This window comes from Pantoea sp. X-Soil-TKNS-1211 (assembly GCF_059730495.1).
The window spans coordinates 3894261-3905715 of the sequence record NZ_AP035953.1; the positions used below are offsets into that span (position 1 = coordinate 3894261).

Below are 11455 nucleotides of genomic sequence, written 5' to 3' on the forward strand. Positions count from 1 at the left end.
ACGGGATCAATATGGCAAAAGCCTGAAGCACATCACGTTTTCATCTGACAATTTGTCACCTTTTTACATTATTTTGAGAGGCCCAATGGACAGCAACAAGGAGAAAACATGTTCAAAGTGAGCATGGCGTTACTGACACTCGGCCTTTCAACCGCCCTGGTGCAGGCCGCAACGGTGGATCTGCGCATTCTGGAAACCACCGATCTGCACAGCAACATGATGGACTTCGACTACTACAAAGATACCCCGACGGAAAAATTTGGCCTGGTGCGTACCGCGACGCTGATTCATCAGGCGCGTGCGGAGGTCAAAAATAGCGTGCTGGTAGATAATGGCGACATCATACAGGGCAGCCCGCTCGGCGATTACATAGCGGCGAAAGGACTGAAGCCCGGCGAAGTCCACCCGGTGTATAAAGCGCTTAATACGCTGGATTACAGCGTCGGCAACCTCGGCAACCACGAATTTAATTATGGTCTGTCTTATCTTAAAAAAGCGCTGGCGGGCGCGCGTTTTCCTTATGTGAATGCCAACATTATTGACCTGAAAAGCGGAAAACCGCTGTTTACCCCCTACCTTATCAAGGAAACTACCGTCACTGACCGCGACGGGAAGCCACAAAAGTTAAAAATCGGTTACATCGGCTTTGTTCCGCCGCAGATTATGGTCTGGGATCGCAACAATCTGCAGGGAAAAGTTCGCGTTGATGACACCACGGAAACAGCGAAGCTGTTATGTGCCGGAAATGCGTACAAAAGGTGCTGAAATAATCATCGCTATCCCACATTCTGGTTTAAGCAGTGAGCCGTATCACGCCCTGGCGGAAAACTCGGTTTACTATCTCAGCCAGGTCACAGGTATTGATGCCATCATGTTTGGGCATGCCCATGCGGTGTTCCCGAGTAAGGATTTCGCGGCAATTAAAGGCGCTGATATCACCCAGGGAACGTTGAATGGTGTGCCCGCAGTGATGCCAGGCATGTGGGGCGATCATCTTGGCGTGGTCGATCTGGTGTTGAATAACACCGATGGTCACTGGCAGGTGACGCAGGGCAAAGCCGAGGCGCGTCCGATCTATGACAACACAGCAAAAAAATCACTGGCCGCCGAAGACACCAGTCTGGTGCAAGTGCTGGCGCAGGATCATCACGCCACGCGCGCATTCGTCGCCAAACCAATCGGTAAATCCGCTGATGTGATGTACAGCTATCTATCGCTGGTACAGGACGATCCGACGGTACAGATCGTCAATAATGCGCAGCGTGCTTATGTAGAACATTTTATTCAGGGCGATCCTGATCTCAGCCAGTTGCCGGTACTGAGCGCGGCAGCTCCCTTCAAAGCCGGTGGTCGCAAAAACGATCCGGCCAGTTACGTGGAAGTGGAGAAAGGTGACCTGACCTTCCGTAACGCCGCCGATCTTTATCTCTATCCCAATACCCTGGTGGTGATGAAGGTGAGTGGCGCGCAGGTGAAGGAGTGGCTGGAGTGCTCAGCCGGGCAATTTAACCAGATCGATCCGCACAGCGCTAAACCTCAGGCGCTGATCAACTGGGATTTCCGCACCTACAACTTTGATGTCATTGACGGTGTGCAGTACCTGATTGATATCACCCAACCGGCACGCTACGACAGCGAATGTCAGCTGATCAATAAAGATGCGTCACGTATTAAGGACCTGGTCTGGCAAGGTAAACCGATTAATCCTGGCATGACCTTCCTGGTGGCAACGAATAACTATCGCGCTTATGGCGGCAAATTTGCCGGTACGGGAGATAAGTTCGTGGCTTTTGCTTCGCCTGATGAGAACCGCTCCGTAGTCGCGGCCTATATCAGCAGCGAAACCAAAGCCCATGGCGAGGTGAAACCACAGGTCGACCATAACTGGCGTCTGGCACCGATTCTTAGCGATACACCGTTAGATATTCGTTTCGAAACCGCGCCTGGCGCGAAAGCGACCGGCTTTATCCAGCAACATGCGGATTATCCGATGAAAGCGGTGGGAAGTGATGAGATTGGATTTGCCATCTGGCAGGTAAATTTACAGCAGCAGTGAGAAATGGCGGGCGGCACACAGCGCCGCCCGACCAAAACCTTACAGAATTTCCAGCAGCTCAACTTCAAAAATCAGGGTGCTGAATGGCGGGATGGAAGCACCTGCGCCACGCTCGCCGTAGGCGATGTTGTGTGGGATCACCAGTTCCCATTTAGAGCCGACCGGCATCAGGGTCAGGGCTTCAATCCAGCCAGCAATCACGCCGCTTACCGGGAATTCCGCCGGTTCACCACGCGCGACAGAGCTATCAAACACGGTGCCGTCGATCAGTTTACCCGTGTAGTGCACACGCACACGGTCCTGACGAGACGGGATAGCCCCATCACCCTGTTTGATCACGCTGAATTGCAGACCAGATTCGGTGCTGCTCACACCTTCACGCTGTGCGTGCTGCTCAAGGAACTTCTGGCCTTCTGCTGCCATCGCCTGTACACGCTCACGACGCACGCCTTCAGCACGCTCGTGTACTTCGCGCAGTGCGCGATGGACCACATCAACCGGAACTGCCGGTGAATTCCCTTCCAGCGCGTCGCGCAGGCCCGCGAGCAGCGCTTCCGGTTGCAGGCCCTGCAATCCGGACTCCAGCAGCTGCTGGCCTACCTGTAAACCGATACCGTAACTTGCTTGTGCTTCGACGCTGTCGAATGAAGGGGTCGTCATCTTGTTTCCTTAATCCCGGAGAAAAATAGAAACGGCAGCATAACAGCGCTGGCCGCTGGCGTAAAATCTCACGCATCACAGATGACATTTCTCAGGGAAAGAGAAACAATACAGACGTGAAATTTTTCAATGCTGGCAGGCACTTCGCGCCGACATTGCCCATACTACAATAGAGGAGAGGATGAACCTTTCCTCCGTCGAGATAAGAGAGAATACATGGGCCAGATCGCCCCACGACGTCGCAGGACGCGCGCACCGCGTACTATTTTACCCTGGTTGCAACGTTGGCTGCCGCAAGGCAAACGCCAGGCCGCCAGTGAGGAGGATTCACGAATGGCTTCTGCTACCCCTTCCCGTGTTGCTGAAGGTCTGAACCGCGTCTGGCATCTGCTGGACAACGTCCGCTGGATGGACCCCCTGCCCGCGCTGCATCGTCGCGGTATCGTGATTGCCCTGCTGGTAATTTTACTGGCGTTTCTGTGGCCCAGCAGCACACCGCAGTACCCGGTGGAACGCCCGGTCAACGATAGTGCGCCCAAAGAGGTGCCGATGCAGGCCGAGATTTATGACAACAAAACGACGCCTGCACCTGATTCACAAGGTGAATGGCGCACCTATACCGTCGCATCCGGCCAGACGCTGGCGCAGTTGTTCCGCGATAACAATTTGCCCGTAAATGATGTGTTTGCGATGGCGCGAGTGGAAGGCAACGATCAGCCATTGAGCGCATTGCAAAGTGGTCAGCAGGTGAAGATTCGTCAGAATGCTCAGGGTGTAGTAACAGGATTGACGGTGGACAGTGGCAACGGCCAGGTGCTGTTTACCCGCCAGCCAGACGGCAGTTTTATCCGCGCGCAATAACAAAAAAGCCGGCACAAGGCCGGCTTTTCCGCATTACCGAGTAAAATTACTCAGCAACGACATTCACAACCAGTTTCGCGAATACTTCGCTGTGAACCTGGAAGTCAACTTCGTGCTCACCGGTGGTGCGCAGAACGCCGTTCGGCAGGCGAACTTCGCTCTTAGCCACTTCAACGCCAGCTGCAGTTACAGCGTCAGCGATGTCGCGAGTACCGATGGAACCGAACAGTTTACCTTCGTCGCCTGCTTTAGACGCGATGGTGATGCTGCCCAGACCGTTGATTTTTTCAGCACGTGCGTTAGCAGCGGCCAGAACGTCAGCCAGTTTGGCTTCCAGTTCAGCGCGACGCGCTTCAAATTGCTCAACGTATTTTTTAGTAGCCGGTACAGCTTTCTGTTGCGGGAACAGGAAGTTACGAGCGTAGCCCGCTTTAACGTTAACCTGATCACCCAGGCTGCCCAGGTTTGCTACTTTATCAAGCAGAATAACTTGCATTACCTTATCCTCTTAAAGTCGTGGTTGACGGCGGCCGATTACTGATGACGATCAGTGTACGGCAGCAGGGACAGGTAACGCGCGCGCTTGATAGCACGAGCCAGCTGACGCTGGTATTTAGCGCGAGTACCGGTGATACGGCTCGGTACGATCTTACCGCTTTCAGTGATGTAGTTTTTCAGCGTAGCGATATCTTTGTAATCGATCTCTTGAACGCCTTCCGCAGTGAAGCGGCAGAATTTGCGACGACGGAAATAACGTGCCATTTGGCTAGTCTCCAGAATCTATCAATTCAATCTGTTCGGCATGTAACACCATTCGGCTCTGGCCATTGCGTGCCTGATGGCAGCTAATAAAACCTTCAAGAATGAGTTGCGTGCCGACCGTTATATGTTGAGTAATCGCCTGATGGGCGCTACCGCTGATAATCACCGGCATCTGACACCAGGCTTGCCGGTGAAACCCGGCTTCCTCCTGCATGGAACGGTGCTCAAGCACGAACTGGCAGTGAGGAATTCCTGACGGACTGACTTTTCGAACCGGCGTCTTGCACACAGTGCCAGAGAGGCGCAGTCGATTGGTCGTCACGTTGGATTACTCTTCAGAATCCCCAGCATCTGAGTCATCTGCCGCTTCGTTAGCGAAATCTTCACGGCGCTCACGACGCTCGTCTTTCGCTTTAACCATCGGAGATGCTTCAGTTACCGCGTGCTTAACGCGCATAACCATGCTGCGGATAACGGCGTCGTTGAAACGGAAGTTAGTTTCCAGCTCGTCAATCACTTCCTGCGGCGCTTCTACGTTCAGCAGAACGTAGTGTGCTTTGTGCAGTTTGTTGATCGGGTAAGCCAGCTGACGGCGGCCCCAGTCTTCCAGACGGTGAATCGTGCCCTGAGCACCAGTGATAGCACCAGTGTAACGCTCGATCATGCCCGGAACCTGTTCGCTCTGGTCAGGATGGACCATAAATACGATTTCGTAATGACGCATCGAAATTGCTCCTTACGGATTATTCAGCCTCCTGTCAGGGTCAGCTGCGGCCCACGGAAGCAAGGAACGTTATAGGTTGTGATTCATTCGATAAATGAAACACACCTCTGAATGCAGCTGAAAAATTGACGCGTAATCATACTGACGTTACCCGCTAAACTCAAGCGCACAATTCATCAAATGGCGTGCTATGTGCCAGGCAAGGAGTCATTTTGTGCTAATGAGGGCAATTCAGTGAGTTAAGCGGCACGACAGCAAAAAGTCTGAACAAGAGGTTCAACTGGACTGGCTGGCAGCAATTGGGTGAAGAACTAAACTATTAATGGGCGCAACGGTTTGGCTTGTCGTCGGCGTCTGAGAGTGAATTCCCTGTAGTGAGGAGTCGATTATGAAAACTTTCGTTATCGCTACTTTACTGGGTCTCTTCCTGTCTACTCCCGCAGTTGCCAGCACGACTGATTATACGCAGCAGATGCGAAGCAACAGCAGCCAAGCGGCATCAGGCCCTGTCTACGTCAACCGGCTGGGCGCACCCAGTGATAACCACACCGGCGCCAATAGCAGCGCAGCTGATCGGTTATCGTCACAATTGTAGTCCGGTGTGTCGTAACGGGCTGGCGGTTGATTGCCAGCCCGAATTTATTTCACAGATGATGTTTGAAAAAACTCACCAGCGCGCCCAGGGCCGCAGGGGTAATTTTATGCCCAATCTGCGTCTCCGACAGATACGTTAACTTCCCGTCAAGTTGCGCTTCACGTAACGCTTTCTCCAGCCGCACCGTTTCCGCAAACGGCACCACTTCATCGGCTTCACCATGCCACAACAGGAGAGGTCGGTTCGCCAGCATGGCAAGATGCTGGCTGGGATCATAAGGGGCTAACGGTGCCAGACGTGCGGCAAAGATTTCTTTCTGCTCTGGCGTGCGCGCCACCAGCGGTGGAAACAGCGTATGGCTCAGTTGCATAAAATAACCCGACCCCATCATACAGGCGACGCTGTGAATCTGCGGATAGCGTGCCATGGCACCCAGCGCCGTCATTCCCCCCATTGACGCACCGGCCACCGCAAAGCGTTCTTCAGCAATCCAGTCGTTTTCCCGGAGCGCCGCTTCCAGCAGCGGCACTTCGTCGATGTTTTGTCTGATGATCTCCCAGAAATGCGTCATCCGGCTTTCGGTATCACCGTTATAACGCGCGCCATGCATGTCTGCATCTGGCATGACTACGCGAAAGCCGGCCTGCGCCAGAGTTACCGCAAAGTAGCTATACACCTCTTTCGACGAGGTGAAACCATGATAAAACAGCACGGTAGGTAAACGCGCCTGACGCTGTCCAGCGGGCGCTGCATGGATACACTGGATTCCCGCCAGTGTCTCCGTTGCCAGTTCAATCATGTCGCCTCCGTTGAGAATGATTATCACTTGCTCAAGTGTAAACCCTGCGCCCTAAAACGCGAGTTACTTCACATTTTTATGTGAATAATTTCTCCCCTAAACCTTTTCCCCATTTTGCCGTTGATCTTGTATCCCTTCATCCACATCAACATAGGTACTTTATGAAGCGTCTCTCTCTCAGCGCAATGGGTCTCGGCATCAAGCTGTCTGTACTGACGTCTTTAAGCGTAGCCGTGGTACTGCTGACCCTCACCCTTACCCTGAGCCATAACGCTGCCCGTCAGTTGGAAAAACTGGCGACCGACGATATGCAGAACCAGGTGCAGGGCATCAGCGAAATGGCCAGCTTATTTAATACCACCCTATCTGCCGAAGTGGCGAATTACACCCGATTGCTCCAGAGTTTTTTGCCCAAACGCTTTAGTCGCGATGAAAGCGCGCGCGTTCAGGTGGGGGATATCAGCACGCCAACCCTACGTGCCGGGCTGAAAACCCTCAACCTTGACCAGATCGCGGTGGATGATTTCTTCGATCGCACTGGCGCGGTCTCCACCGTTTTCGTGCGTGACGGCGATGATTATGTACGCATCTCGACTTCACTAAAGAAGGAAGACGGCAACCGTGCGATTGGCACCCGACTGGACCGCAGCAGCGCCGCCTGGCGCAGCGTGAATCAGGGCGAAGCGTATCGCGGTCTTGCGACCTTATTTGGTCATCGTTATATCACACAGTACCAGCCCGTCACCGATGACAGCGGTGCGGTGATCGGCATTCTGTTTGTCGGGGTGCAAATCGATAAACAGTACGCGCTGATGCGCGAAAAAGTGCTGGCCCGCCATCTCGGTGACAGCGGACGTTTCTTTGTGCTGAACGGCGCATCCGGCGCAACTCAGGGCCAATATCTGTTTGATAGCCAACACGAAGGTAAACTGCCGCAGTGGGATGCGGCGACGCAGCAACAGCTGCTGAGCCAACCAAAAGGCCTGATCGCCATTCCGCTGGGTGGTGAGACTAAATTGCTGGCCTGGCAGCAGTTGCCAGGCTGGAACTGGATTATTGCCGGAGAAGTCAGCCAGGCCAGCCTACTGGCACCGATTACCCAAAGCCGTAACCTGTTTATCGTCATAGGTCTGGCGTTGGTGATTGTCTTTGCGATCGGCTTTATGTGGTACAGCCGCCGCGCCATCACCCGTCCACTCCATCAGGTGATCCATCTGGCTGAAGAGTATGCCGCGGGTAATCTCCAGGCGCATCTCGACTCAACGCGCCATGATGAGATTGGTCAACTGGTGGCGGCGATTAACGGCATTGGCGATGGCCTGGAACAGATCGTCGGCCAGGTACGGCAAACGGCACAGCAGATAAGCCAGGGCACCGACAACATCGCCGCCAGTAGCCAGAACATCAGCGAGCAGATTGGCCGTCAGGCCAGCAGCGTGGAACAGACCTCCGCCAGCATGGAACAGTTTGGCGCAACGGTGGCGCAAACCGCCGCCAACGTGCGTCAGGCATTGGCGCTGGTTAGCGAGGCTGACCAGACTGTGTTGCAGGGTGGCAAAACCGTGTCGCGTTCGGTCAATACCATGACGGAAATTCGTGTCGCCTCGCAAAGCATTGCCGATATCACCCATGTGATTGAATCTATAGCGTTCCAGACCAATATTCTGGCGCTGAATGCGGCGGTAGAAGCGGCACGAGCAGGTGAGCACGGCAAAGGGTTTGCCGTGGTGGCCGCAGAAGTTCGTGCGCTGGCGCAGCGCAGTGCCCAGGCAGCCAAAGAGATCGATGGGCTGATCGCCAGCTCCATCAGCAAGGTGGCGGAGGGCCATAGCCTGTCTGAGCAAACGCGTGATGCCATGCAGCATATTGTTGAACATATCGCGCAGGTAAAAGCCCTGATGGGTGAGATCAATATCGCCGCTCAGGAGCAGGCATCCGGTATTGGTCAGGTGAATCTGGCGATGAACCACATCAGCCAGGCTACCCATCAGAACAGCGATCTGGTCTCTGAATCTGAGGCCTCGGCCCAAAGTCTGAGCCAGCAGGGTCATCATCTGACTCAACTGGTGAGTATTTTTCATCTCAAGTCATAATGTGGCAAGGGAAGATGGCTTACACTTGAGCCATCTTCCCTGAAGTGGAGTTGCCATGCGCGTTTTGATATTTCTGGCGTTGAGCCTGCTGCTGAGCGGCTGCTCAGCATTGACGCCAACTCCCAAAGCCCCGCCGCCCCCGACCACGCATGCCCAGGAAATTAACCGGGCGCAGAGCTATGGACTGCCGAAACTCGGCACCATCAGCGCTCAGGTGCGCGGCTCGCCGGATGATGCCCAGCGTGCGATTGCCGCCAGGGCCAATCAGTTGGGAGCCACTTATTATCAGGTTTTAATGCTGGATGAGACGGTATTGCCCGGTTTCTGGTACACCACCGCCATCCTTTACGGTCCCTCAACCGGAACAGGCTCGCAGCAGTAACCGCGAGTTGAGATCGTGACTTAACGGCCGCTGCCCGCGCGTATCGAGAAACTGTTGGCACCAGCCATCGGCCAGCGGCGGTTCCGCCACTTTGAGCAAGATGGCGGCGCTGGCCAGCTGCAACAATTCCGTCGTCACGGCGCGCGCCTGTCCCTCCGGCACATTGCCGAGACGCAAGCGCAGTTGACGCCAGCGGCGGTCAAAATGGCGATTGCAGCCTTTTACCGCTTCCAGCTCGCCACTGAGCATTGCCAGCGTATCAGATTGGCGATTCAGAACGCGTAACACGTCCAGGCACATCACGTTGCCGGAACCTTCCCAGATGCTGTTGACCGGCATCTCACGATACAGACGTGGTAGTTCGCTCTCTTCGCAATAACCGATCCCCCCGAGCACCTCCATCGCTTCTGCCACAAAGGGTGTCCCAGCCTGGCAAATAACGTATTTGGCCGCCGGGGTGAACAGGCGTGCGTAGAGGCGCTCATGCTCGCTGGCAGGAGTTGACCAGGCGCGCGCCAGGCGGAGCAACAGAGCCGTTTGTCCCTCCAGCTGCAATGCCTGCTGTGCCAGCACCGTGCGCATCAGCGGTTGATCGCTGAGGTTTTTCCCCATCACCTGGCGCTGCTGTGCATGATGCAGGGCGATAGAGAATGCGCGACGCATCAGCCCATGACTGCCAAGCGCACAGTCGAAACGAGTCATACCCCCCATTTTCAGAATCAGGCGTATCCCATCACCTTCCTCGCCCATCAGCCAGCCGATGGCGTCCTGGAACTCCACTTCACAACTGGCATTGGAGCGATTGCCAAGTTTGTCTTTCAGACGTTCCAGCCTGATGGCGTTACGCGCACCATCCGGCAACAGACGCGGCAGGAAAAAGCAGCTCAGCCCCCCAGCGGTTTGCGCCAGGATCAGATGCGCATCGCTTTGCGGCACCGAGAAAAACCATTTATGACCAACGATACGATAAGCCTCACCAGGCCCGCGTCTACCCAGCGGTTCCGCGCGCGTGCTGTTACTGAGTACATCGGTGCCGCCCTGTTTCTCTGTCATCCCCATACCAATCAACAAACCGCGTTTTTTATTGCCGGGTTGATGATGCGCATCATAACGGTCGCTCAGCAGCACATCGTGCCAGTCGGCGTAGGGTTTGGGCAGATGATTTTGCAATAGCGGGATGGCGGCATGGGTCATGGTCACCGGGCACAGGGAGCCAGCTTCCACCTGGGCGTGGAGAATAAAGCGTGCCGCGCGTGCCACCATCGCATTCGGTTGAACATCGGATTGCCAGCTCAGATTGTGCAGACGACTGGCACATAATCCCTGCATCAGCAGATGCCAGGCGGGGTGAAAACGCACCTCGTCCAGTCGCTCACCGCGCGCGTCATAGCGCAACAATTCCGGCGGCTGAACATTGGCCAGTCGCCCCAGTTCGAGGGATTCGGCGCTGCCTAGTTGCAACCCGACCGAGGCCAACCATTCACGATCCCAGCTCGCGCCTTCGCGCGCGACGGCTTCGCATAATGGCAGGTCGCGGATGAACAGGTTGCTGTTGCTGAGTGGCTGGGGTTGATTGAAAACGCTGTGGGTGGTCCAGGTCATAACCGCTCCTCGCAAGTACCCGTTATCCTGAGTAAGTATGAGAGCGATGCGCAGTTATGCCTGGCACAGAAACTAATTTGCGGCGGGGATCACGCCTGACGTTGACGCACGGCTTCGAACAGACAAATACCGGTGGCGACCGAGACGTTGAGCGAGGAGACACTACCCGCCATCGGGATGCTGATCAGTTCATCGCAATGTTCACGGGTCAGACGGCGCATGCCCTCACCTTCCGCCCCCATTACCAGTGCCAGGGCAGCCGGCAGCTTGCTCTGATACAGCGTATGATCGGCTTCACCGGCGGTGCCGACGATCCAGATTTGATATTCCTGGAGCAGGCGCATGGTGCGCGCCAGGTTAGTGACGCGGATCAGCGGGACGTTTTCTGCGGCACCGCAGGCCACTTTCTTCGCCGTGGCATTCAGTTGCGCCGAGCGATCTTTCGGCACGATCACCGCATGCACACCGGCCGCATCAGCGCTACGCAGGCAGGCACCGAGGTTATGCGGATCGGTAACGCCATCAAGGATCAGCAGGAACGGGTTCTCAATGGATTCCAGCAGATCCGGCAGATCCCCTTCCTGGTAATTTTTACCCGGCTTAACGCGCGCCACGATACCCTGATGCACCCCGCCTTCCACCTGACCGTCGAGCCACTGACGGTTCGCCAGTTGCACAGCGATTCCCTGAGCTTCCAGTGCAGCGATCAACGGCTGCAGGCGACGATCATCACGGCCTTTGAGGATAAAAACTTCCTGAAAACGCTGAGGATCGCGCTCCAGCAGTGCCTGCACGGCATGGATACCAAAAATTATCTCACTCATTACTTAGCTCAAAGTTGGGTGTCGAACATGTAGCGGCGCGATTGATCGCGCAATTTTTAAAAGGCGCGCGATAAATCGCGCCGCTACAAAATATGCC

Annotated in this window: 12 protein-coding genes and 1 pseudogene; 5 read left to right on the forward strand and 8 right to left on the reverse strand. The window is 55.2% G+C overall.

What is annotated here, in order from left to right; all coding sequences use genetic code 11:
• Positions 1–108 precede the first annotated feature (108 nt).
• Positions 109–2056, forward strand: a pseudogene (locus AC6I8W_RS18295) (bifunctional 2',3'-cyclic-nucleotide 2'-phosphodiesterase/3'-nucleotidase).
• 39 nt (positions 2057–2095) lie between these two features.
• Here the strand turns inward: AC6I8W_RS18295 and bamJ are convergent.
• The gene (bamJ, locus tag AC6I8W_RS18300) at positions 2096–2716 is read right to left on the reverse strand and encodes a BamJ family beta-barrel-assembly machinery protein (protein ID WP_013510680.1); all 621 of its coding nucleotides are present in this window, start codon (positions 2714–2716) and stop codon (positions 2096–2098) included.
• Positions 2717–2932: 216 nt separating this feature from the next.
• On the opposite strand from bamJ, the gene AC6I8W_RS18305 reads away from it, so the two are divergent.
• Positions 2933–3577 carry an OapA family protein gene (locus tag AC6I8W_RS18305; protein ID WP_497836155.1) on the forward strand — a complete coding sequence of 215 codons (645 nt, stop codon included), beginning with the start codon at positions 2933–2935 and terminating at the stop codon, positions 3575–3577.
• Positions 3578–3623: 46 nt separating this feature from the next.
• On the opposite strand, the gene rplI is transcribed toward AC6I8W_RS18305, so the two are convergent.
• Genes rplI through rpsF form a run of 4 tightly spaced genes read right to left on the reverse strand, consistent with a single transcriptional unit; the run spans position 3624 to position 5063 of the window.
• A complete protein-coding gene (rplI, locus tag AC6I8W_RS18310; protein ID WP_497836156.1) occupies positions 3624–4073 on the reverse strand; it encodes a 50S ribosomal protein L9 in 450 nt (149 codons plus the stop codon).
• A gap of 38 nt (positions 4074–4111) precedes the next feature.
• Complete coding sequence (gene rpsR / locus AC6I8W_RS18315; RefSeq protein WP_000135199.1) at positions 4112–4339, reverse strand: 30S ribosomal protein S18; 228 nt, start codon at positions 4337–4339, stop codon at positions 4112–4114.
• A 4-nt stretch (positions 4340–4343) separates the two neighbouring features.
• Complete coding sequence (priB, locus tag AC6I8W_RS18320; RefSeq protein WP_013510683.1) at positions 4344–4661, reverse strand: primosomal replication protein N; 318 nt, start codon at positions 4659–4661, stop codon at positions 4344–4346.
• Between the two features lie 6 nt (positions 4662–4667).
• Positions 4668–5063: a 30S ribosomal protein S6 gene (gene rpsF / locus AC6I8W_RS18325; RefSeq protein WP_013510684.1), complete on the reverse strand. Its 396-nt coding sequence runs from the start codon at positions 5061–5063 to the stop codon at positions 4668–4670.
• Between the two features lie 388 nt (positions 5064–5451).
• On the opposite strand from rpsF, the gene AC6I8W_RS18330 reads away from it, so the two are divergent.
• Positions 5452–5658, forward strand: coding sequence for a hypothetical protein (locus tag AC6I8W_RS18330; protein ID WP_497836157.1), 207 nt, complete (start codon positions 5452–5454; stop codon positions 5656–5658).
• Between the two features lie 49 nt (positions 5659–5707).
• Here AC6I8W_RS18330 and yjfP read toward each other — a convergent pair whose 3' ends face one another.
• Positions 5708–6457: an esterase gene (yjfP, locus tag AC6I8W_RS18335; RefSeq protein WP_497836158.1), complete on the reverse strand. Its 750-nt coding sequence runs from the start codon at positions 6455–6457 to the stop codon at positions 5708–5710.
• 161 nt (positions 6458–6618) lie between these two features.
• Here yjfP and AC6I8W_RS18340 point away from each other — a divergent pair, with 161 nt between their 5' ends.
• Together AC6I8W_RS18340 and bsmA are read left to right on the forward strand one after the other, a co-directional pair.
• Positions 6619–8550, forward strand: a complete 1932-nt coding sequence (locus AC6I8W_RS18340) for a methyl-accepting chemotaxis protein (protein WP_497836159.1) — start codon at positions 6619–6621, stop codon at positions 8548–8550.
• A gap of 55 nt (positions 8551–8605) precedes the next feature.
• On the forward strand, positions 8606–8932 hold the full coding sequence (gene bsmA / locus AC6I8W_RS18345; protein WP_497836160.1) for a biofilm peroxide resistance protein BsmA: 327 nt from the start codon (positions 8606–8608) through the stop codon (positions 8930–8932).
• Here bsmA and AC6I8W_RS18350 read toward each other — a convergent pair.
• Both AC6I8W_RS18350 and rlmB read right to left on the reverse strand, forming a co-directional pair.
• The gene (locus AC6I8W_RS18350; RefSeq protein WP_497836161.1) at positions 8906–10534 is read right to left on the reverse strand and encodes an isovaleryl-CoA dehydrogenase; all 1629 of its coding nucleotides are present in this window, start codon (positions 10532–10534) and stop codon (positions 8906–8908) included. The two genes, bsmA and AC6I8W_RS18350, sit on opposite strands and share 27 nt — an antisense overlap.
• Positions 10535–10623: 89 nt before the next feature.
• On the reverse strand, positions 10624–11358 hold the full coding sequence (rlmB, locus tag AC6I8W_RS18355) for a 23S rRNA (guanosine(2251)-2'-O)-methyltransferase RlmB (RefSeq protein ID WP_480366144.1): 735 nt from the start codon (positions 11356–11358) through the stop codon (positions 10624–10626).
• Positions 11359–11455 lie beyond the last annotated feature (97 nt).

Coding starts and splice junctions, on each gene's coding strand:
- AC6I8W_RS18305 (WP_497836155.1), top strand. CDS start 2,933: ATGGGCCAGATCGCCCCACGACGTCGCAGGACGCGCGCACCGCGTACT.
- AC6I8W_RS18330 (WP_497836157.1), top strand. CDS start 5,452: ATGAAAACTTTCGTTATCGCTACTTTACTGGGTCTCTTCCTGTCTACT.
- rlmB (WP_480366144.1), bottom strand. CDS start 11,358: ATGAGTGAGATAATTTTTGGTATCCATGCCGTGCAGGCACTGCTGGAG.
- AC6I8W_RS18350 (WP_497836161.1), bottom strand. CDS start 10,534: ATGACCTGGACCACCCACAGCGTTTTCAATCAACCCCAGCCACTCAGC.
- yjfP (WP_497836158.1), bottom strand. CDS start 6,457: ATGATTGAACTGGCAACGGAGACACTGGCGGGAATCCAGTGTATCCAT.
- rpsF (WP_013510684.1), bottom strand. CDS start 5,063: ATGCGTCATTACGAAATCGTATTTATGGTCCATCCTGACCAGAGCGAA.
- bsmA (WP_497836160.1), top strand. CDS start 8,606: ATGCGCGTTTTGATATTTCTGGCGTTGAGCCTGCTGCTGAGCGGCTGC.
- bamJ (WP_013510680.1), bottom strand. CDS start 2,716: ATGACGACCCCTTCATTCGACAGCGTCGAAGCACAAGCAAGTTACGGT.
- rpsR (WP_000135199.1), bottom strand. CDS start 4,339: ATGGCACGTTATTTCCGTCGTCGCAAATTCTGCCGCTTCACTGCGGAA.
- AC6I8W_RS18340 (WP_497836159.1), top strand. CDS start 6,619: ATGAAGCGTCTCTCTCTCAGCGCAATGGGTCTCGGCATCAAGCTGTCT.
- rplI (WP_497836156.1), bottom strand. CDS start 4,073: ATGCAAGTTATTCTGCTTGATAAAGTAGCAAACCTGGGCAGCCTGGGT.